This window comes from Collinsella sp. AM13-34 (assembly GCF_003473055.1).
In the GTDB taxonomy this organism is placed as follows: domain Bacteria; phylum Actinomycetota; class Coriobacteriia; order Coriobacteriales; family Coriobacteriaceae; genus Collinsella.
This window is the reverse complement of sequence record NZ_QRLE01000012.1, coordinates 1-21,549: the sequence shown is the minus strand read 5'-3', so window position 1 is coordinate 21,549 and position 21,549 is coordinate 1. Positions and strand designations below refer to the sequence as shown.

The 21,549-nt window shown below is 60.0% G+C and carries 14 protein-coding genes; 1 reads left to right on the top strand and 13 read right to left on the bottom strand.

The window, feature by feature from the left end; translation table 11 throughout:
- Nucleotides 1-72: 72 nt before the first annotated feature.
- The 4 genes from DW151_RS06230 to DW151_RS06215 all read right to left on the bottom strand — a co-directional run bounded on the left by DW151_RS06230 (nucleotide 73) and on the right by DW151_RS06215 (nucleotide 6,192).
- Nucleotides 73-2,088, bottom strand: coding sequence for a heavy metal translocating P-type ATPase (locus DW151_RS06230; protein ID WP_233543362.1), 2,016 nt, complete (start codon nucleotides 2,086-2,088; stop codon nucleotides 73-75).
- A gap of 78 nt (nucleotides 2,089-2,166) precedes the next feature.
- On the bottom strand, nucleotides 2,167-2,412 hold the full coding sequence (locus tag DW151_RS06225) for a DUF6110 family protein (protein WP_117876745.1): 246 nt from the start codon (nucleotides 2,410-2,412) through the stop codon (nucleotides 2,167-2,169).
- A 195-nt stretch (nucleotides 2,413-2,607) separates the two neighbouring features.
- Entirely contained in the window at nucleotides 2,608-4,365 is a 1,758-nt protein-coding gene (locus DW151_RS06220) for an ABC transporter ATP-binding protein (protein WP_118238410.1), read from the bottom strand.
- Nucleotides 4,366-6,192 (bottom strand): ABC transporter ATP-binding protein, encoded by a 1,827-nt coding sequence (locus DW151_RS06215; protein ID WP_199579908.1) that lies wholly within the window; start codon nucleotides 6,190-6,192, stop codon nucleotides 4,366-4,368.
- A 114-nt stretch (nucleotides 6,193-6,306) separates the two neighbouring features.
- Here DW151_RS06215 and DW151_RS06210 point away from each other — a divergent pair, with 114 nt between their 5' ends.
- Nucleotides 6,307-7,311: an AraC family transcriptional regulator gene (locus DW151_RS06210; RefSeq protein WP_118334952.1), complete on the top strand. Its 1,005-nt coding sequence runs from the start codon at nucleotides 6,307-6,309 to the stop codon at nucleotides 7,309-7,311.
- Between the two features lie 353 nt (nucleotides 7,312-7,664).
- Here the strand turns inward: DW151_RS06210 and gatB are convergent, their stop codons facing one another.
- From gatB to DW151_RS06160, 9 genes are all read right to left on the bottom strand, one after another.
- On the bottom strand, nucleotides 7,665-9,341 hold the full coding sequence (gene gatB, locus DW151_RS06205) for an Asp-tRNA(Asn)/Glu-tRNA(Gln) amidotransferase subunit GatB (protein WP_118334951.1): 1,677 nt from the start codon (nucleotides 9,339-9,341) through the stop codon (nucleotides 7,665-7,667).
- A complete protein-coding gene (gene gatA / locus DW151_RS06200) occupies nucleotides 9,341-10,855 on the bottom strand; it encodes an Asp-tRNA(Asn)/Glu-tRNA(Gln) amidotransferase subunit GatA (RefSeq protein WP_118334949.1) in 1,515 nt (504 codons plus the stop codon). Before gatA ends, gatB begins: the two co-directional genes overlap by 1 nt.
- On the bottom strand, nucleotides 10,855-11,166 hold the full coding sequence (gene gatC, locus DW151_RS06195; RefSeq protein WP_055250987.1) for an Asp-tRNA(Asn)/Glu-tRNA(Gln) amidotransferase subunit GatC: 312 nt from the start codon (nucleotides 11,164-11,166) through the stop codon (nucleotides 10,855-10,857). The genes gatA and gatC overlap by 1 nt, the downstream gene beginning before the upstream one ends.
- Nucleotides 11,167-11,490: 324 nt before the next feature.
- Complete coding sequence (locus tag DW151_RS06190; RefSeq protein WP_158571669.1) at nucleotides 11,491-12,408, bottom strand: class C sortase; 918 nt, start codon at nucleotides 12,406-12,408, stop codon at nucleotides 11,491-11,493.
- Nucleotides 12,409-12,551: 143 nt separating this feature from the next.
- Complete coding sequence (locus DW151_RS06185) at nucleotides 12,552-13,538, bottom strand: hypothetical protein (protein ID WP_118334946.1); 987 nt, start codon at nucleotides 13,536-13,538, stop codon at nucleotides 12,552-12,554.
- 513 nt (nucleotides 13,539-14,051) lie between these two features.
- The gene (locus DW151_RS06175) at nucleotides 14,052-15,839 is read right to left on the bottom strand and encodes a SpaA isopeptide-forming pilin-related protein (RefSeq protein WP_158571668.1); all 1,788 of its coding nucleotides are present in this window, start codon (nucleotides 15,837-15,839) and stop codon (nucleotides 14,052-14,054) included.
- Between the two features lie 114 nt (nucleotides 15,840-15,953).
- Complete coding sequence (locus DW151_RS06170; protein ID WP_158571667.1) at nucleotides 15,954-17,624, bottom strand: SpaA isopeptide-forming pilin-related protein; 1,671 nt, start codon at nucleotides 17,622-17,624, stop codon at nucleotides 15,954-15,956.
- A complete protein-coding gene (locus DW151_RS06165; RefSeq protein WP_118334940.1) occupies nucleotides 17,617-20,655 on the bottom strand; it encodes a Spy0128 family protein in 3,039 nt (1,012 codons plus the stop codon). Before DW151_RS06165 ends, DW151_RS06170 begins: the two co-directional genes overlap by 8 nt.
- A gap of 172 nt (nucleotides 20,656-20,827) precedes the next feature.
- Nucleotides 20,828-21,022, bottom strand: a complete 195-nt coding sequence (locus DW151_RS06160) for a hypothetical protein (RefSeq protein WP_118334938.1) — start codon at nucleotides 21,020-21,022, stop codon at nucleotides 20,828-20,830.
- Between the last annotated feature and the right edge of the window lie 527 nt (nucleotides 21,023-21,549).

Here is a 21,549-nt window from a genome sequence, read left to right as displayed (position 1 = left end):
GCAAAAGGCCTGCGCCCAGACGACACAAATGCCGTCTGGGCGCAGGCCAGATAACGTGGGCGAACACGTCTGCTAACGCAGGTAAGCCTTCGCGTTGCTCAGACTGTAGGCAATCGTCGAGCCGTTGTGCAGCAGCGACGACGCCTGCGGGGTAATCGCGCCGGTAATGCCCAGCGCCAGGAGCGCTGAGTTGGTGAGCATCACCTTAGAATAGGAGCTCGTCAGACGATCAACGAGGCCCTGGCTCATGCGGCGCAGGCGCACGATTGCGGCCAGATCCGTATCGGTCAGGATGATATCGGCGACCTCCTTGGCGATGTCGCTTCCGCCACCCATCGCCAGGCCCACGTCGGCCAAACCGAGCGCCGGCGAATCGTTGACTCCGTCGCCCACCATGGCAACGTGGCGCCCCTCGCCCTTAATTCGCTCTACATACGCGTACTTGTCCTCGGGCAGCAGCTCGGCCTTAAACTCGTCGACGCCCGCCTCGCGCGCGATGCGCTCGGCCGTGCGCTCGGAGTCACCCGTGAGCATGACCACGTGCTTGACGCCCAGCGCATGCAGGTCGGCGATGGCCTCACGGACCCCGGGCTTGAGCGGATCCTCGATGCCGAGCACGCCGACGACCTTGCCATCGACCGCCAGATACAGCGGCGACAGGCCCTGCATCTGGAGCTCGATTTGCTCCTTAATGTCGGACTCGAGCTGCGCGCCCTCATCCTCGAATACAAAGTGCGCGGAACCGATGATGGCGCGACGCCCCTCAATGGACGAAGCGATGCCGTGCGCCACGATGTACTCGACGGCGGCATGGCGCTCGCGGTGCTCGAGCCCGCGCTCGCGGGCGGCGTTGACCACGGCACGCGCCACCGGATGCGGAAAATGCTCCTCCAAGCAAGCGGAAAGGCGCAGGACCTCGTCCTCGCTCCAGCCATCGGTGGTGAGCACGCAGGCAAGACGCGGCTGTGCCTCGGTAAGCGTGCCAGTCTTATCAAACACAATGGTGTCGGCCTTGGCAAACGACTCAAAGTACTTCGCGCCCTTGACCATGACGCCCATCTTGGCAGCATCGCTCATAGCGGTCATGACGGCAACGGAACCCGTAAGCTTGAGTGCGCACGAGTAGTCGACCATCAGCGCCGCCGAGGTCTTGATGAGGCTACGGGTGGTAAGCGCAACCAGGCCCGCGAGCAGGAAGTTCCACGGAACGATCTTGTTGGCGAGGTCCTCCATATGCGACTGGCCCTCGGATTTGAGCGAGTCGGCCGTCTGCACGAGCGAGACGATCGAGCGCAGTTTGGTCTGCGCCGTGTTGGCGCGCACGCGCACCAAGATGCTGCCGTCCTCCACGACGGTTCCGGCGAACACGTCGTCGCCCACGCTGCGCTCAACGGCCAGCGGCTCGCCGGTCAGGGTCGCCTGGTTGACCATAGCGCTCCCCTGCTCGACAACACCGTCGATGCAAATGGACATGCCAGTGCGCACGGCTACCAAGTCGCCGGGCTCAAGCTCGGTGGCGGCAACGCTTACCTCGGTGTCACCGACCACTTTTTGCGCCTTATCGGGCACGTCGAGCAGCGAGTTGATGAGCTCGTTTTCGCTCATGGCGCGGGTGTAGTCCTCGAGCAGCTCGCCCACGTTGAGCAGGAACATCGTCTGGCCCGCGGTGTCGACATCACGTTTGACAAACGAGATACCGATGGCCGAAGCGTCGAGCACGGGAACGGTCAGGCGCGGCCGCGCGAGCTCATGAAGGGCAGCGCGCAAAAATGCCATGTAACCGGCCACGACAAACACCGCACGCAGAGGCGTCGGCAAGAACCAGCGGCGCGCGTAGTGGGCACCGATAAGTGTGGCAAGGTCCATGACGAGCTTGTGCTTGCGTGGCTCAAGCTGCATCACGTAGCCTGTCTTTGCGTCGGCAATGGCCTGAGCGTCGAGCGCACCGACGGCGGCCAGCACGGCCGCGCGACGCTGCTCGTCGTATTCGAGCGCCATCTGGCCAATACGGCCATATACGCGCACCTTGTGCACGCCGTCGATGTCGCCGCCAAGCTTAAGAAGTGCATCGAGATCGCTCTCTGGCACAGGACCCGCCAATTGAAGACGGGTCCTGCCGGGGATCTCGCTAATAATCGAGAATCTCATAGTTTGTGCCTGGGAGCGTTACTCGGCTGCCTCGTCAGCAGCGGCCTCGCTCTGGGTGATGTAAGCAGCCTCGGCAACCATGTCGTCGACCTCGGCTTTGGCCTGCTCGACCATGTCCTGGTAGCCGTTCTTGATGCGCATGCCGCACGCGATACCCTGCACGCAGGCATTCTTTACCGGAGCGCTGGTGAGCAGCTTGATGCCGGCCGTACCGAGCAGAAAACCGCCACCGACAAGCAGGGTGTTAAACGTCGACTTCTTCATGTTGCTTCTCCCTTTTGCCGCATTGGACGCGGCATGGTGCCTCAGCACCCGAGTAAACAAGTTTGCTCGAGCACGCTTTTGAAATATCTCAATTTTATCTAACTATCTAGGTCAGCCATGGCTAACCTTTTGAAAATTAACGATGCGGAGTAACCGATTGTCAATGTGACAAAGGGACTGTCCCTTTGCCCCTTCTTACAACTGCCAGGTAGCTGCTTCCTTTTGCAGCGCCACCATGCGGGCGAATTCTCCACCTGCCGCCTTGAGTTGCGCCGGAGCGCCCTGCTCGGCTACCACGCCATCCTTGAGCACAACGATCTTGTCGGCATTTTCCACCGTGCGCATACGGTGGGCAATCACGATAACCGTCTTGCCTGCAAGCAGGCGGGAGAGCGCCTGCTGCACCACGGTCTCGTTCTCCACATCCAAGCTCGCCGTCGCTTCGTCCAGCAACACGATCGGCGCGTCTTTGAGCAGCGCACGGGCGATGGAGATACGCTGGCGCTCACCACCGGAGAGCTTGGAGCCGTTCTCGCCAATCATAGTGTCATATCCCTGCGGCATGCGGCTTACGAACTCGTCGCAGTTGGCGGCACGCGCGGCGGCAAGCACTTCCTCATCGGTGGCATCGCGACGGCCAAGACGAATGTTTCCCATCACCGTATCGTCAAAGAGCAGCACATCTTGGAACACAATGGCGTAGTCGCGCAGCAGCACCTCGGGGTCCACGTTCGCAACATCCACGCCACCCACGGTGACCGTGCCTTCGGTGGCGTCCCAAAAGCGCGCGGCCAGGCGGCTCACCGTGGACTTACCGGAGCCCGAAGGACCGACCAGCGCCGTGACCTCGCCCTCCTTGGCGGTAAAGCTCACGTCGGTCAAGACCTTCTCGCCGGCACGGCCGTCCTCGCCCGCACCATAGCTAAATGCCACGTGATCGAACACCACGTCATGGCCCACGGGCTCAAACTTCTCGCTGCCCCGCGCTATGGGCTCCTCCATGATGGAGCGCATGCGCTTGGCCGACGACTCGGCGGCAAACAGCTCGGTCATCAGCATCAGCGCCTGATCAAAGGGCGCATAGATGCGGCTCACCATAAGCAGGAAGGCAAACATCACCAAAAAGTCGACCTGGCCGGAGGCGACCATCGCGGCGCCCGTGACCAACGTAGTGGCAATCCCCAGGCGCAGGATGGCAAAAGCGGAATTGACCAAAAGCCCGCTAGCGAGCTCGCCTGTGGTGGTCTCGCGCTCCTCGGCGTCGATGACGGCATTGAGTCCCTCGAGATAATGGGCCTCCTGGTTGGTAGCGCGAATCTCGCGCACACAGTCGAGTGTCTCCTGGATGGCCTCGGTGACCTTGACCTTCTCGGCACGCACGCGGTCGAACACCGGGGCCATGGGGCCGCGCGTTAGATACAGCACTGCAAAGGCCACGGGCACGCTCCAGAACGCCGCTATCGCCAGCTGCCAGCAAAAGAACAGCGATGATATGAACACGATGGCGCTTGCGATGATGGCGCCCCAGAGCTCTCCCAGCACATGACTGTAAGCATGCTCCATGGTCTGAACGTCGCCCATGATGGTCTCGGTCAAATCGGCCAGATCACGACGACCAAAAAACGACAGCGGCAGTTTGCGCAAGCGCTCGGCGATCTCCATGCGCTGTTTGCCGCACTCCTCGTAAAAGATGCAGTACGTGTAATAGTACTGCTGCCAATTAGAGGCAAAGAGCAGCGCAAAAAAGATAACAAGACCACCCACAATGGGCAGTGCGCCCGGCAGATCGGCCCCGCTGGCAAGATGCTCGACAAAACCGGCCATGACCAGGAACAATAAGCCCATGCCGGCCATGGTAATGAGATTGGTGAGCGTGGTCCAGAAAATGCCGCGTTTTACGCCGGCGACGCCTTTATCGGATAGGAAATACTTCTTTTGGAATGAGGCGAACATTTAGGCCTCGCCTCCCTTCGTGACGGCGGCATCCGCGGTCGCTGCAGTGATTTTCCAGCTCGCGGCCTGTTCGTATTCAGCCCACATCTTGGCGTATAGACCCTTTTGGGACAGCAGCTCGGCATGGGTGCCGGCCTCCTGCACGCTACCTTGGTTGAGCACCACGATCTTGTCGGCCCCCACCACGGTCGAAAGCCGGTGCGCGATCATAATGACCGTGCGACCCGCCGCCAGCTTGCTAAAGGCGCGCTGGATGAGCGCCTCGTTCTCGGGGTCGGCAAACGCCGTGGCCTCATCGAGCACCACGATAGGCGCGTCTTTAAGGATCGCGCGGGCGAGTGCCACGCGCTGGACCTCGCCGCCCGAAAGATATGCTCCGCCGGGGCCGAGCATGGTATTGATGCCCTGTGGAAGCTTGGCCACGATATCGTCGCACTGGGCCGCGGAGAGGGCCGCGCGCACTTCGTCGTCAGTGGCCGTGGGCTTGGAGGCGCGCACGTTGTCGGCAAGTGTTTGTCGGAACAGCTGGTTGGTCTGAAACACGAAGGCAACCTGGTCCATAAGCTCGTGCGGGTCCATGTCGCGAACGTCCACACCGCCTACGAGCACTCGACCCGAAGAAACATCCCAAAAACGCGGGATCAGGCTGGCGCAGGTTGACTTACCGCCGCCCGAGGGACCCACCAGGGCGAGGGTGCTACCCGCGGAAACGTTAAAGCTCACATGGCTAACGGCAGGTGCTTCGGCACCCTCGTACGTAAAGCTCACGTCCTCAAATCGCACGTCGCCGCCGGCAGGGTGCTTGGGTTGCGCGGGCACGGAGAGCCGCTTGGAATCCATGACGCTTCGAATTCGAGCCAGCGAATCGGCACTCATCTGAGAGGCCTCGCCCACAAACATGAGCTTGGTCATGGCCGTCGGTACCACGGCCGAAAATATCGCGTAAAACGTGAAGTTGGCCATAAAATGCGCGAAGTCCTTCTCGCCCGGCGCCAACAGCAACGCCACGGGCAACAGGAATGTCACAAGACCATTGAGCGCGGTAAGGTTGAGTACCTGCGGACCTCGGCAAAACGTGCCCGCATAGCTTTGTGCCATGTCGGCGTATTCGGCGATCGCGTCGTGGAACGCCTTAAAGGAATAGACCGTCTGCTGAAACACCTTGACCACGGGAATGCCGCGTACGTATTCGGTACCGGTCTTGTTCATCTTGACCAGCGCGCCCATGTAGGCCTTCATGAACTCGGCGCCCTTGCCGCTCATCATGGTGGCCATGGCGCCAAGCGAAACGGCGACCGAGATAAGGCATGCCGCGCCCAAGCGCCAATCGAGGGCGAAAAGCAGCACGAGCAGACCTGCGACCATGGCGGTGGCGCCGGCGATATCGGGTAGCATGTGCGCGAGCAGGGTCTCGGTGGAGGCGGCGCATCCGTCTACGATACGGCGCAGCTCACCGGTGGCGTGTGTGTCAAAGTAGCCAAGCGGCAGCTTAAGCAGGTGCTCGCTCGTAGTCTTGCGGATATTGGACGCGCAGCGAAACGCAGACAGGTGCGTGCACATGAGCCCCACGAAATAGACCACGATGCTTGCCAGCGCAAACCCCACGGCCCACCAGCCATACGTCGCGATGTCGCAGGCTTCGCTCCAGTTAGGTGCCACGGCGATCAGATCGCGCGCGACAAGCCAAATGCACACGTACGGGCCAAAGCTCAGCAGCTGCGAGAGCGCCGAGAGAGCCATGCCCAAATACGTTAGGAATTTGCGGTCGCCGGCATATGCAAGCAGCTCGCCGATACCGCCGCCTTCCCTTTTTGACCCCTTTGCCATGAGATTCCCTTCTAACGGCTTGAGAGTTAACCGTAATGAACTTATCATTGATGTGTTAGCCATGGCTCACAATCGAGCCAGGCGTGGACGTTTCTGCAAAGGAAAGGGACGCTTTTGCAAATACGGCGGGCAGCGACCGACATAACCGAGCTCTATGCACCGCAGTTTGAGCAGTTTGGCCTGGAGCTTACCGGCAAGGGCGCCGTCTTTACCGGCGAGGTGGCAAACGATCGGGCGCACGGACGCGCATGGATCATGCCCCTCTCCCCTGCCTGCATCGTCATGGAGCATTACATTACCCCGACGCACGATATGTACCTGGCCGAATACACACCCGAACCGTACGCGTGCGTGAGCGAGGTCAGCGCGCCCACGCTCATGTGCATGCCCGAAGCCGGCATAACGCCTGCGAACCTTAAACCCCTGCATGGACCGTGGCCGAACAGCGCGGTGTGCAGCTTTATCCAAGATAGCTGCGGCGAGGAGCTAAGTCCGCTGTTTGCAGGGCAGCTTTATCACTCGCGCTCGGTGCTCTTTTTGCCCGGGTATTTTGACGAGCTGGAGCATCGGTATCCCACTGAGTTCGTAGGAGTCTTTGAAGCGTTTGCCGAGTCATGGCACGAGGAGGCGACGTCTGCCATCTGCCACACGCTGCGCCGGATTAACGAGGACCGCGCCCGCACCGTAGGCGGACACGTCTATATGCAAGGCATCGTGGAGACCATGGTCGCGGAGCTCGCCTGTTCGCGCGCGGCCCACAAGCAGGCGCGGCGGGCGGCAGACACACGCGCCAGCATAACCATTGCCGAAGAAGCAACGGCAATGATTGAGCGCGCGCTCGACAAAGGCAGACGTGTGGGTATCAACGAGGTAGCCGAGAGGCTCTACACAAGCCGCTCCAAGCTATGCGCCACCTTTAAGGCCCAAACCGGCGAGTCCCTGGGTGCCTACATTCGCAGACGCCGTATGGAGCGAGCACAGGACCTTTTGGCCGATAGCTCGCTCACGATAGCGCAGGTCGCAGAGCGTCTAGGCTACCCTCAGCAGGCCGCCTTCGCCCAAGCCTTCAAGCAACACACCGGCACCACCCCCACCGCTTGGCGCTCCCAACATATATAAAGAATGAAGGCACCAACGGCGCCCTCATTCACCAAATTCCATTCAGCCTACCTGACCCGAACGGCCGAGTCGTTACGGAACCGAGGGGCCGGGCGCAGGGCCTTGCCTCTCAATGAGTTCCCTTCAAAACAATGGGCGTGCCGACGGCACGCCCATTCACTCTATTCCATTCAGCCCCGCCTGACCCGAACGGCCGAGTCGTCTGGCCGGGGAAGCCCCGAGTCGCCGGGGTGTTTGCTCCAAATGAGTTCCGCATGCAAAGAAGGCCACTAAACGTGGCCTTCGTCTTGCATAGGACTGTTTGAAATTTGGAGGAAATACCCCGGCGACTCGGGGCTTCCCCGGCCTCGCAGCTACGAGAGCGACGTTCTCAGCAACTCGTTGAAGAGCTTCGGGTTGCCCTTGCCGCGGCTTGCCTTCATGCACTGGCCCACCAAAAAGCCGATGACCTTCTGGTTGCCGTCACGATACTGCTGCGCCTGATCGGCACAGTTAGCCAGTACCTCGTCCACAATCGGCTGCAGCGCGCCGGCGTCGCTCACCTGGCGCATACCGCGCTCGTCGACGATCTTGTTGGGGTCGTCGCCGGTCTGGGCCATGGCCTCAAAGACCTCGTGCGCCTGGTTGGAGCTGATGGCATCGGTCGCCAGCAGCTTGGCCAGCGCCGCCACTTGATCCGGCGCGATGCCGGACTCGGCCAGCGACACACCCGCGCCCTTAAGGTAGGCGATCATCTCGTTCACCAGCAAGTTTGCGACCGTCTGGGCCTCCTTGCCGGCCATACCGGCAGCAGCGGCCTCAAAGAACTCAGCAAACTCCGGGTCGCCGGCGATCTGCTCGGCATCGGCCGCCTTAATGCCAAAATCGGCCTCAAAACGGGCGCGCTTGGCATCGGGCAGCTCGGGAATCTCGCCACGGCAGCGGTCGATGAACTCATCGTCCAGGTCGAACGGCGCCAGGTCGGGATCGGGGAACAGGCGATAGTCGTCGGCCGTCTCCTTCACACGCATGACCACGGTGCGCTTGCGGCTGGGCTCCCAGTGACGGGTCTCCTGGTAGATAATGCCGCCCTCCTCGAGCACCTCGGCCTGGCGGCAGATCTCGTAGGCAAGGCCGTCGTGCAGGCTCTTAAACGAGTTGAGGTTCTTGAGCTCGGTCTTGGTGCCCAGCCTGGTCTCGCCGCGGCGGCGCAGCGACACGTTGCCGTCGCAGCGCATGGAACCCTTCTCCATGGAGCAGTCCGAAATGCCCAGCGTCACAAAAATGCGACGGAGCTTTTCCATAAACAGGCGAGCCTCCTCGGGCGTGCGCAGATCGGGCTCAGTCACGAGCTCAATCAAAGGCGTTCCGCAGCGGTTGTAGTCGACGAGCGACTCGGCCGCGGCGGTAATGCGGCCCTCGGCGCCACCCACGTGGACCATCTTGGCGGCGTCCTCCTCCATGTGGATGCGCAGGATGCGAATGGGCACCGTGTAGGAACCGTCCTCGCGACGCTCGGGCATCTGCAAGTTGGACGCATCATAGCTGGCCAGGTGACCGGCGCGCTGGTTGCCCTCGCGCATGGTCGACGTCATGGACGTGGACAGGCCCTCGGCGTTGGCCGAGGCGCTCGCCAGGCTCTGGGCCTCGGCCTCGCCAAACGCGCAGTCGGGGCGCTCGGCGGCACCGCGACCGGTCACATCCAGATCAAGGTGACCGTACATGGCAAAGGCGACCGGACCCTGCGTGGTCTGGAAGTTCTTGGCCATATCGGGATAGAAGTAGTGCTTGCGGTAGAACATCGAGTGGCGCTGGATCTCGCAGTTGGTGGCGAGACCGGCCTTGACGATGCTCTCGATGGCGCGCTTATTGGGCACCGGCAGGGCGCCGGGCAGGCCCAGACACACCGGACACACGTTGGCGTTGGGCTCGTCATCGTGGCTAAGCTTGCAGTTGCAGAACATCTTGGTATCGAGTGCGGTGAGCTCGGTGTGGATTTCCAGGCCGATCACGGCCTCCCAATCCTGCAGGACCTCGGAAAGCTCCTTCATTACAGCTCGCCTCCCTTCCCGGCAAAATCGGGCGCGACGGAAAGCACGGGCGCGCCCGTGGCGGCATCGGCAAAGCCGCGCTCCAGGGCGCGGGCAAACGTGAGCAGCTGACGGTCCTTAAACGCCGGGCCCACCAGCTGGGCAGAAACGGGCAGCTGAGTATCCTCGCCCAGGCCCAGCGGCACCGAGATACCGCCGTTGCCGCAAATGTTGAGCGAAATGGTGTACAGGTCGGAGAGGTACATCTGCGTGGGATCGCTGATCTCACCAAACTTAAAGGCCGTGCGCGGCGAGGCGGGCATGAGGATGGTGTCCACCTTGGCATACGCGGCGTCGTAGTCCTGTGTGATGAGCGTGCGGGCCTTTTGCGCAGCGTAGTAGTACTTGTCGTACACGCCCGAGCTCAGCAGGTAGGCGCCGAGCATCTGACGGCGCTTGGCCTCGGCGCCAAAGCCGTGGGCGCGCGACAGCGAGCTCTGGTCGGACAGGTTGGCGCAGCCCTCCTCCTGGTAGCCGTAGCGAATGCCGTCGAAGCGGGCCAGGTTGGAGAACGCCTCGGCCGGGCCGATGACGTAGTAGGCGGCAATGGCGGCGTCCAGGTGCGGCAGGTCGACCTCGACCAGCTCGGCGCCCTGGTCCTGCAGCTCCTGGGCGGCGCGTTGAACAGCGGCCTTGACCTCGGGCGTCAGGCCCTCGGCCTCCATAAACGCGGGGATGATGCCCACGCGCTTGCCCTCGATGCTGTCGTTGAGATGCTCGGTAAAGTCGACGGCGCAGTCCTGGCTGGTGCAGTCGTACGAATCGTGGCCCGCACCGGTGAGCGCGTTCATGGCAAGCGCGACGTCCTCGACCGTGCGGCCAAAGGGGCCCACCTGGTCGAGCGACGAGCCAAAGGCAACCACGCCGTAACGGCTCACAGCGCCATACGTGGGCTTAAAGCCCACCACGCCACACAGCGACGCCGGCTGGCGAATGGAGCCGCCGGTGTCCGAGCCCAGCGAGAGCGCGACCTCGCCCGCGGCGACAGCGGCAGCGGAGCCACCCGAGGAGCCGCCGGGCACGCGCTCGGTATCCCAGGGGTTGTTGGTACGGTGGAACGCCGAGCTCTCGGTGGAGCTGCCAAAGGCAAACTCGTCCATGTTGGCCTTGCCCATGGGCAGGCAGCCGGCATCGAGCATGCGCTGAACGCAGGTGGCGGTGTAGACGCTCTGGTAGTCCTCGAGCATGCGGGAAGCACAGGTGGTGCGCGTGCCCACGAGGTTCATGTTGTCCTTGATGGCCAGCGGCACGCCCGCGAGCGGGGGCAGCGGCTTGCCTGCGGCACGGTCGGCATCCACGCGCGCAGCGGCCTCGAGCGCGAGCTCGGGCGCCACCTGCAGGAATGCCTGGACCCCGCCCTCGCGCGCCTCGATGGCGGCAAGGGAGGCCTGGGCCACCTCGGTAGCGGTAAAGTCGCCGGCGGCAACGCCCGCGGCGATCTGGGCGGCGGTAAGGGAATCGAAGCTCTGCGCCATTACTCGCTCTCCCCCTCTCCCAAAATGGACGGCACGCGGAAGTAGCGGTCGCGCGCGCTGCCGGCGTTTTCGAGCGCGACGTCGAGCGGCAAATCGCGCTCGGGCTCGCGCAGGTCATCGCCCATCACGTTGGACAGGCTTCCGATGGGATGGAACGTGGGCTCCACGTCGGGCAAGTCATATTGCAAGACGGGCTCGAGCATCTGGACGGCGTCGTTCATGTAGGACGTCATCTGGGTGAGCTCGTCATCGGTCAGTGCGATCTTTGCGTACTCGGCGATGCCGCGCACGTCTTTCTCGCTGAGTGCCATAGGCGCTCCCTTCCGCATAACAGATAAACCGCTCTAGTATACAAGCCAACGCCGCTTGGAGCAGGTGCTTTACCCAAATGCAGCGAAAACGTAACGAGGGCGGCGGTTGGCAGGCGGCGGGCTGACGGTTCTGCAGCGAAACCGCACCGTCCGTAGCGAAAACCCTCCCGCCCGAAACAAAGACCGTCTACGCCACAACGAAAACCATCACAACATTCGACGCTTTTCGCCAAAATCGCGATTTTCATCGAATGTTGTGATGGTTTGAAAGCCCCGACCACCACAAAAATGCCTGTCCCCATTGCGGTGGTTCTGGAGAATGTCTTATGCCGAGGCCTTGGCCTTGCGGCGTTTGCGGACCGCGTGGATCACGATGTCCAGCAGCAACAGCACAATGGCTATGACCACGATGAGGACGGCAAACTCGCGCTTGCCCCAGTGGCGGCCGGCCAGCGACTTTTGCTTGTCGACGTCCTTCTTGTTGTACTTGGTGCGCACGCAATGCACCAGCAGGCGATGGTCGTTCACGCCGTAGGGCGTGCAGGTGACGAGCGTCACTTTGTCGGCACCGGGCTCGATAGTCAGCGACTCCATCTCCTCGGGCAGCACCACCTCGGAGTCCACCATCTTATAGGCGAGCGTCTTGTTCATGGTGTGCAGCAGCACCAGGTCGCCGGGCTCCAGCGAGTGGATGTCGTCGAACATGCTCAGGTTGCGCATACCCGAGTGCGCGGTGAGCACGCAATGCGTCGAGGTGCCGCCCACCGGCAGGCTCGTGCCCTCCAGGTGGCCGACGCCCGCCATAAGGACTTCTTCGCTCGTGCCGTGGTAGATGGGCATACTAACGTCGATGGAGGGGATCTCGACCCAGCTCATCATGGGGTCGCGGTCAAAGATGAGCTGCTGAGCGTAGGGCTCGATCTGGTCGGCGGGAAGCTCGGTGGCCTCGCCCGCCAGCTGCTCGTTATAGGAGCGCGCCTGGAGCAGGATGCGCTCGCGCTCCTCGGCAGATAGCGCGTCCACGGTGCTGGACACGGTGCTGATCTGGTTGAACACGCCCGAGGCCTCGAGCCGGTCCAAGATCCACGGCCAGGTCATAAGGCCCACGCCAATAAGGATGATGACGATGGTGATGAGCCGGTCGGCCCAGCGCGGCAGTCGCTTGCGACGGCGCTTGGGCTTTGGTTGAGGTTTGGGCTGAGGGCTTGAGCCGCCGTTGTCCGCGGCGTTATTGCTCTTCATATGTTTGGCGCCCTGCACCATCGCCGGTCACTCCTTTACAGCTCAAGTTGTCTAAACAAATAATAGCCGATTAGCGAGCTCATGCGCCGGACAACGCAGCTAGGACCGAAACACCGCCTACGGTCCGAATTCTTGGAGACCTTCTACAGCGCTTCTTGCCATGGATAATCCTTTCCAAACATGCGATCGACTTCGAGCTGAATTCGCTCATCGTCGATTGCCGCCAAAGATAGCGCAAGCGAAATGTCGTCGACACGGGAGGAGCCGGCAAACACGGGTGCATAGCGCCACACTTGAATCATCGCCGTTTCGTTATCCGGCAACTCCCCGTCTGCGACTTCGAGGTCGCTCAGTTGACGCCATGCACTTCTTAAGACGGCCTTTTGTTCCATGCCCGGCGCAGCGAGCATCGAACGCGCAGCGAGCATCGAACGCGCAGCGAGCGCCGTCTCCCCGGCGTCAACAAGATAGTCGATCTGCGGCGTCTTCCTTGCAAAAAAGACCTTCGAGACAGGCGAGGAGAGCTCTGCCATGTGCTCACTGAGCAAAAGATCAACGGCAACAGGGAACACGACGACACGTCGCTCGCGACGCTCGCGCCTCGCGAGTCCCCTGTCAACAAGCTCGGTTATGGCCTCACTCGCGCGGCTTGCCGAGATCCCAAGTGCACGACAAAGGTCATAGGGACGATATAGCTCCTGGGCTGCTCCCCAGATTGCGGCAGCCTGCGCGTTGGGTGACATCTTGGTCGCGTGGTTGCGAAACCGGGCACCGCCCCTCTCCGTGCAGGCTGTGCCCATAAATGGAAGAAAAGCCTGTCTGCCGGGGCAAACAAACGGAATCCCTTGTGCGACCAATGCTTTGCGCTGACGTGCATCGGCATCAGGAAACGAAACGACAACAGGAGTCTCCGCGCGCAAGGCTAGCTGACTATAGACTCTCTTAGCCTCGGGAAGCCCGACGCCAGTAGGCAGACTTGCAAGCAAAAACGAAAAACCGTTTGCGTCAACAGCGCGGACCTCAATCGTCCGCAGATGCAGCGGCAAGCGTGCGGATCCAGGCCAAGTTTTGGTCTTGGCGGAAAGGCCTAGTGCTTCTTGTAAATAGATTAGCGCTTCGTTCATTTCCATTGTTTTCGTTCGATTCCAGTTCATATTGGAATTATACATAATTTTCGGAATTAAAGAGATACCGTTCGTGCCTAAGCCTACATTTGAGTTTTCAAAATGTCCTGAATCGGCGGGGCGATTCGGGATACAATACCAATAGAAAACGACGCACCCCGCGTAAATGTTTGGGAGCGTGGGCGGCCTAGTTTTCAGCTTTTGTTAAATGCCCGGGATCCGACCCCCGGGCATTCTTATTTGCGCTTGTTGCGGCGCAAATGCCGTCCACCGTCCGCACCGCGCGTGCGCCTACGGACCCTAAACCGAACCTCATACGAGTCAAGAAACGCGATGACGGATGAGTCCGCATCGGACGGTGGAGGCTGCCTGTGTTGTCCAAAAAGAACGGGGCAGACTCCAGTGCGGAGTCTGCCCCGAAAAGAGAATGGCAAAGCAAGAACGTGGATGGACGAGAAAAGTGTCCGCAAGTCTCATGGCCATCACATCCCACCTGCCAAAGGGATGGGTGAGTGAGCCTTACTCCTGCTCGGACTCCTCAGCCTGCTTACGGCTGCGGATGAGGTGCGCCACGCCGATGCACAGCACCGCGCCACCAGCGATCCAAGTGAAGGTCACACCGTTGAGACCGGTCAGCGGGAGGCCGACGGACTTGGTATTGCCGACGTTGATGGTGATCTCACCGGTGGCGGCGTTGGTGCCGGCGCCTTCCGTGCCGTTCAGTTTGTTGTCACCGGCAGTGTCGTCAAGCGTACCGAAGGCGATGTCGTTGCGGCCCTTGTCGTACTCGGAAACCTCCGCCTTAAGCTCCGTCACCTTCATGGTCACGGCGTCATACGTCGGGGTGATCTTGAAGGTGAAGGGTTTGGCCTTGGTGTAGGAGTCGCCGGGGGCCTTGACCTCGGTCACCTTGTAGGAGCCGGCGTCGAGGCCGGAGACGGGGATCTTGCCGTCTTTGTCGGACGTGAACGTCACGTAGTCAGGCAGGTGGTTGACGTCGGCAACGGTCACGAGCTGGCCCGCGACGACGCCCGCGGTGGGGTCGTCCTTCGAGGCGATATACTGGTCTTGAGTGTTCGAATCAGCGGACTGGATGGTGAAGACGGCGCCCGCAAGGCCCCTCTCGGTGCCCTGGTCGACCTTGTTGAGGTTGAGCTTGAACGCGAAGTCGGCGACGGTATCCTCGATCGTCTCGCCCGTGCCCTCGGCATACGGGTTGTTGGAGTACTCGAGCTTGACGGTGTTGGGGTTACCGCCCTTGTTGCCGTCGGTTGCATTGCCAATCACGGCGTTGCCGTTGAGCTTTGCCTTGTAGAAGACAACGATCTTGGTGTCGGCGGTCACGCTCGCGACGTCCTTGAGGCCCTTCTTGCCGTCTCCGGTCTTGAACTCGACCGTCAGCGTGTTGTTGTTGCTAGCATCAGCATCCGTCACGGTATAATTGCTCGACTCAATCTCGCTGTAAGTCTCGCCGTTCAGCGCGTACACCTTAACCGAGCCTTTGACATAGTCAAGGCCATTGGAAAGCCCGTCGGTGAACTTGTAAGCATACGTGCCAAAGGTAGCGTAGTTGCTGGCGATCGTGCCGGTAAGCTTGTAGTTAACTTCCTGGCCGATCTGGGAATCGGCGACATCATTCCATTTGTTGGAGCCCTTGATGTCGGTGGCATCGGCGGCGTCGGCATCGTCGAGGACCTTCTTCTCGACAGTAGGCACGCCCTTCTTTGGCGTAACGGTCGTCGCGTTCACGCCGTCGATCACGGCGTAGACGGGAGAGGTGGACACATCGGTCGACTTGTCAGCAGGCTTACCGGGAGTAGCGGTGAGGAAGAGCCAGTAGCCGGCGCCGAGTCCGGAAAGGGATGCACTGCCCTCGCTCGTCACCTTCCAGGTGGTGCTGTTCTTCAGGCCATCGGCAATTAGACTGAGAACGTTGTCGCTAGCAACCTTCGAATCGGTCCCGGTAACTTCAGATTTGGTGCTAAGCCAATCGGCAGCATCCTGTGCGTTCTCGCTTTTGTAGGATGCATCCTTTTTCTTGATGGCGTTTACGACAGCAGTTTGGGCATCGGAGCTGGCCCATTCGATGCTACTCACCGTCGTATTCCCACCGGTCGTCGTGACCTTTGCCTTGAAGATCTGGATACCCTTATAGGTCGTGGACGCAGCGTAATCGGCGTCCTCGAACGTGACGGTCGACCCCGTACCCTCAGCAAACGCCATGGTCACGGGCGCCATCACGCCGCCGAAGCTCAGCGCTGCTGTGAGGCCAGCGGTTACTGCCAGGCGTGCGATGTTCTTGCTCATGCTCATCTTCTTTTCCTCCGTTTTCCGTTTGATTCTCATTCGATCGGTCATCATCTGTCTGTGTCTTAGCATCTACTTCGCTACGTCTCGCCCCGCTCTCTGTGGGGCTGCCAGCTACTCTTTATGGCTGCCACCTCCCCGCTTGACCAGGAGCGCGACCACGACGAGCGCGGCTCCGGCGACCGCTGCGGCGGCCGCGGCGTACATTGCCATATCGCCAGTCGAGGGCATAAAGCCTCCGGTGGTAATGCTAGGGGGTGTGCCGGTGGGCGTGTTGATGAGCGACGCCTCCAGGCTGCCCGTCGACCCGTCCGCGCTGTCGGCGCGCAGGGGCGACTCGGCCGTGATGGTGAGCTTGGGCTTGGCGGCGGCCACCTGGTCGACGTCCAGGCCCTCGGCCTTGACCGTCACGCCGCGCATGCCCTCAAAGGCGGCGTAGCCCTTGGGCGCCTTGAGCTCGCGGACCTCCAGCTTGCCCGAGTCCACGCCCGAGACGGTCACGCGGCCGTCCTCGCCCGTGGTGACGGTGGCCTTGCCTTGCGCGTCCCACGTGCCGTCGGCCGCCAGCGTGCGACCGCGGTCGTCGGCGATGCTCAGGACCGCCCCGGACAGCGGCTTGTCGCCGTCGCTGCCGCGCTTGGTGAGTGCGAGATCCCAGGTGTAGGCGCACGCGTCGTCGCTCGGCGTGCGGGTGAAGCCGGCGTCGCCGGACTGGTCGGCAAAGGGAGAGCGCGGGTAGCGCAGGTAGACCTCGTTGGGGTTGCCCTTCGCGATGCCGTGGTTGCATGCGCTGTTGAGCGGCGCGTTGTACACGGCGACCACGCGGGCGCCCGCGGTAAAGGCGTCGGCCCCGCCGAGCGCGGCGATCAGGTCGCCGGTGCGCACGGTGAAGGTCTTGCCGTCCGCCGCTACCTTGGTGGCGCACTGGGCCGTGATATCGGTCCAGCCCTTCGCGGGCTCGGAGCCGGCGCGCCCGTCCTTACCGCTCGAGACGGCGTCGAAGGTGCCATCCGCGCCCGCCGCCACGTATACATGCATGCTCGCGGCCACCTTGGAGGGGTCGAGCCCCGCGCTCATGGTGTCGACGAACCGCACCGCGTAGGTGTCGTAGGCCGTGAGCCCCGCCGGGACCGTGGCAGAGAGGCGCCAGTACAGGTCGTCGGCGACCGTGGCGTCGGCGGCCTTCTGCCATGCGGCGGTGCTGTCCTCCAGCACGTGCTTGGCCACCTTGGGGGTCGCGGCCTTGGGCTTGACGGTGACGGCGCTGCCGCCCACCAGGGCCATGATCGGCGCGGTGCCGGCCTCGCCCTGGGCGATGGCGTCGTCGTCGGCGACGATGAGCCAGTAGCCGCAGGGCAGCTCGGCCGCCGTGCCCGCGTTGAGGGCCGCGAGCTCGGCGCCAGAGCTCTGGAGGGAACGAGCGAGCTGCGCGCTCAGCGCGCTCGTAAGGTGGGAATCGGTGTTGAGCCACTCGGCAGCTTCCTGCGCGGTGGTCTGGGAATTGGGCATGCCGGCGCTGTGCAGCACAGGCAGCGCGGCGTCGCGCACGGCGTCGCTTGCCCAGGCGAGGTCGGTGGCGATCTTGGCGTCGCTGTCGCCGTCGACGACGTTGGCGCTAAAGATCTGGTAGGCGTCGTAGCTGCGCGCCACGGTGCCGCTCACCGTGATGGAACCGGTCGAGGTCGGCGCGGCCTGCGCGGATGCGGGGAACACAACCGCGCAGGTGCCGATCAGGAGGGTAAGCAGCGCAAACAAGATCGGGAAGGAGCAAACTTTCTTATTCACGACGCTTACCTCCCTTCGCATTCGCCTTGCGACGAATGTGCATCCAGGCCGCAGCAGCGCAAAGCACCACCGCGCCGGCAAGGTACGTCAGAGTGACGCCCGACATACCAGAAAGGGGCAAAGAGGTGGAGTAGGTGTTGGTGAAGGTGGGGGTGGAACTTTCAGTGAGTTCGCGGCCCGTGTCGTTGGTCACTGGCTTGCCATCACGATCCTGAATCTGCTTGTAGGTCGCAGTGACGTCGATATGGTGGTTAGAGTCGTCAGTCGCGTTAACCGTAATCTGATAGACCGACTTGTCGTATGTGTAGTTCGTAAACGGCGTGGTCGGCTGCTGCTCGCGAACGTAATAAGTAAAGGTATTGCTTGCACCGCGGCCCGTGGAGTCGGACGCGAGTTTTTCGAGATCTTTTAGTTCGTACTTAATCTCGTCGAAGCTTAAGGTCTGGGACTTACCAGCGTCGGTCTTGGTCGACTTATTCTGAACGATCTCCGTGAACTCTTTGTCGGTCGCAAGTTGAAGCGTAAACTCCTTCATCTCGCCACCCTTAACGACCTTAGTCGCCTTAGGAGTCCAGGAGCCGCTGGAGGTGTACGGAGTGTACTTGTTGGTGAAGGTCTTACCCTTGCCGGGGTCGACAATCGAATAATAGCCCTCAGTAGCATCTCGTTCCACAACAACGTTCTGGGAGTCAGTTTCGCCCTTGGAATGCTCGACCGCGCTCACGTCTTTGATCTCGTAGTTATGGATTTTGAGATCTATGGTCTTGTTCGGATCGTCCCGAGTCGGAACAGACATGAGCACAGTCGAATGGTCCTCGACCGTCACCACAATCTCGTACACGGCCGGGTCGTACGTGATGTCGGAATCAGTGCCAGCATTTTCAACCAAATAGTATGTAATCGGGCCAGCCGTACTGTTCGCTGCAAACTGCTCACCAAGGTTAAACGTGATGTTGCCGTTTGCATTATTATTTGCAGTTCCTACCTCAGTGCAAGCGTCGCGATTGAATGTCCCCTTAGCGAAAGGATCATCCGAACCCTTGCGGTAGACCATAAAGGAGAACTCCCCATCTTTGAGGTCGCGGCCGGACAGCGTTTTAGACGCCTTCAGCTTAAGGCTCGGGTAGACGTACGTATCCGCAGGCTGACCCAAGTACAGATCGCCATTCGACATGATGCCGCCACCATGGTTCCAGGAATAATTGCCGGTAATGAACGTTGTCGCTTTACTCTGCGCAGTAGTTGCAGCGGGGTCTCCAGCTTGAACTCCCGAGCTCAGACCGATGCTCTTATATACCTGCACGCCACCGTTGGCGGGGATAGTAATGGCTTGCGCAAGCTCTTTACTTCCCGAGTATTCGGCATCACCGCCACCGAGCATTTTGCCAATCACCGCCGCGATTGGCTCTTTGTTCTCTTTCGCCGCAAGAAAGAAATCAGCATGACCGTTGTTGCGAAATTTATCGCTGCAGTACGCGTCATAGTCTTGGTTTTTTTCGTGTCCGCCACCAGATAGGTGAGGGGTGCCGTTGTTGCCTTTTTCATAACTTTCATAGCTTTGTTCTCTTTCGGCAGAAGTATTCCCGAAAATCGCCGTGCCGTCGGTGCCTGTCACCAAGGTCTTACCCGTCGGGCAAACCGCAACGCCACCACCGTAGCCACCGGCTGTATTGCTACTTATATAGGAGTTATAGACAAATAGCCTACCCGCATCAGATGCGGTCTCATTAGAGCCCTGGACGAAGATGCCGCCTCCGCCCCAGTCAAAGCGAGACATGCAGTGGTTATTAGTGATGTAGACTGGACTAGAATTTGGCGGAACTTTTATTTCCGCGTCAACCTTCTGGCCCACTCGGATGCCGGCACCTTCAGATTTGTAGCTCACGTTAGAGGCAATAATTCCTCTCGTAATTTTGAGCCATGCCATATCCTTGCGAGAACCGCCTCGCCCTTGATCGGTAACGTAAACGCCGCCACCGGCTTCTTCAGAATAATTGCCAGTAATCTGGCCACCGGAAATGGTGACATGGGCGCCTTCTTTGGCAGCAAGCCCAGCGCCGCCATGACAACCCCAGCCATCCTTACTGCAGAATTTGACATAGCGATTGTTCGTAATGTAACCGCCGGAAACAGTAACGCTGCCGCCTTCGGCCATGAGGCCGCCACCAAATCCGTCAATGTTATTAAGCGTGCTGTTACCGGAGATTACGCCACCGGTCACTGTGACTGCAGACCCATTGGCATATACACCGCCGCCACTAGGAGCGCGGTTGCCGGCAATTACGCCGTCAGAAATGCTAAGAGGCGAATTGTAGACAGATATTCCTGCGCCGGCACCATTGTTCCGACAATAACCTCCACAAACGTAACCACCGTTCATATTGACGGTCGACTTATTCTCCGCGTACACCAGGCTTCGGACATGGGAGTCTTTCTCTTGTGTGAGCACGCCGTTCTCAAGACTGAAATGACCGCCGTTGATGTAGATGAGCTTCAGGTTTTCATTGCCACCGCATGCCACGATGGCGCCTTTAATCTCGACTCTATGTTCGAAAAGCGTCTCGGTTGTCTTGGTTGTGTCTGTTGCACTCGGGGACGATTGGGTCACATAGTAGGTAAGGTTAGACGGAATGCCATCGGCGTCGTAACCCAACTTTGCTTCTTTACCATAATTGTTGCGATCTAAAATCTGGCCCTGATCATCTAGCAGCTTGCCGTCGTCGACTTTTTCACTCGTTTTCTCAGGATCAGAATCGTTAACCGTATCCTTAATTGTAAGTGTCGCGCCACCGGTGATGTTAAACAGGGGCTGGCTCTGATTCGTATATTTAATCTTGTGACCGTTTAGATTTAGTGTGATATTGCTGCCGCTCTTATCGAGTTGGATTGTTGAGCCGCACTCAACATCCATCGTAAGGTCAAAGCTGGCTGTTCCATTCTCTCCAACGGCCTTGAGTTTGCTATCCAGGTCATTAGCACTAGTTATCTCATTAGCTGCCGTTTCGGTTTGCCCGCCTTCTGCAGCTGCCATTACGGCGTCGTCATTCGACGAGCCACCATCTTCGACCTGCAGCTCGCCCTCGAGCTGATCCTCAGCCTGATTCTGCTCAACGTCATTTGAAGAGCCAGTCTCGCCACCCTCGCCGTCGTCGCTAATCTGGTTTTCGGTATCCCCATTGTTGGTGTTTTCTACATCAGTAGACTCACTTGAGGAACCCCCCCCCCATCACAGTTCCCTCGGCAGAAACCGTCTGGGCATCGTTGGCAATGGCCTGCGAGATCGGGGGCATGACGAGCGACAGTACCAGGCTCAACACGGAGGCTCCGCACAAAACGCCTGCCAGTACACGGCGCGTCGCTTTATTACTCTGCTTAGATTTGTCTGAATTCGCTTTCATCGATGTCTCCTCCCCAAGAGACCGCGATCTTGCTCTTTCCCTATCAAGCTTGGACGCGCAACCGATATTTGCGCGCGCTTAGTAATGGTATTGTACTTCTTGTTTAAACATCTATGTGCTAGATTCTGACATTATTGTAGCAGTAATCCAGCGCTCTTGACATTTGCTCAAATTGACTGTTTTTTATTTACCTTAAATAAAACTAAATTGCTGGTAATTTAGCTATTGCTATTTTTTTATTCGCCAGCGTATTATTTGTACAACATTTAACTCAAATGCAATAATGCTGTGAACGGTGGGCATTTAGCGGTGAGCGGTAGCACTAGCTTATATTACAGGCTACCTCATTAGCAATCTGCGCGGATGTCGCGCCGCTAATTAATGATGTTCGCATATCTATATACACGAAACTAGAAGAATCTCGGCATCATAGGCAAAACCACCCAAACACTTGGCCGCGCTTAGGCAACCACCACAAACGTACCCGTGAACTGCCTCCCATTTCTTGGACATCGGGAAATGGGAGG

Coding starts and splice junctions, on each gene's coding strand:
- DW151_RS06165 (WP_118334940.1), bottom strand. CDS start 20,655: ATGGCAGCTGCAGAAGGCGGGCAAACCGAAACGGCAGCTAATGAGATA.
- gatA (WP_118334949.1), bottom strand. CDS start 10,855: ATGGCGCAGAGCTTCGATTCCCTTACCGCCGCCCAGATCGCCGCGGGC.
- DW151_RS06225 (WP_117876745.1), bottom strand. CDS start 2,412: ATGAAGAAGTCGACGTTTAACACCCTGCTTGTCGGTGGCGGTTTTCTG.
- DW151_RS06175 (WP_158571668.1), bottom strand. CDS start 15,839: ATGAGCAAGAACATCGCACGCCTGGCAGTAACCGCTGGCCTCACAGCA.
- DW151_RS06215 (WP_199579908.1), bottom strand. CDS start 6,192: ATGGCAAAGGGGTCAAAAAGGGAAGGCGGCGGTATCGGCGAGCTGCTT.
- DW151_RS06160 (WP_118334938.1), bottom strand. CDS start 21,022: ATGAAAGCGAATTCAGACAAATCTAAGCAGAGTAATAAAGCGACGCGC.
- gatB (WP_118334951.1), bottom strand. CDS start 9,341: ATGAAGGAGCTTTCCGAGGTCCTGCAGGATTGGGAGGCCGTGATCGGC.
- DW151_RS06185 (WP_118334946.1), bottom strand. CDS start 13,538: ATGGAAATGAACGAAGCGCTAATCTATTTACAAGAAGCACTAGGCCTT.
- gatC (WP_055250987.1), bottom strand. CDS start 11,166: ATGGCACTCAGCGAGAAAGACGTGCGCGGCATCGCCGAGTACGCAAAG.
- DW151_RS06190 (WP_158571669.1), bottom strand. CDS start 12,408: ATGAAGAGCAATAACGCCGCGGACAACGGCGGCTCAAGCCCTCAGCCC.
- DW151_RS06220 (WP_118238410.1), bottom strand. CDS start 4,365: ATGTTCGCCTCATTCCAAAAGAAGTATTTCCTATCCGATAAAGGCGTC.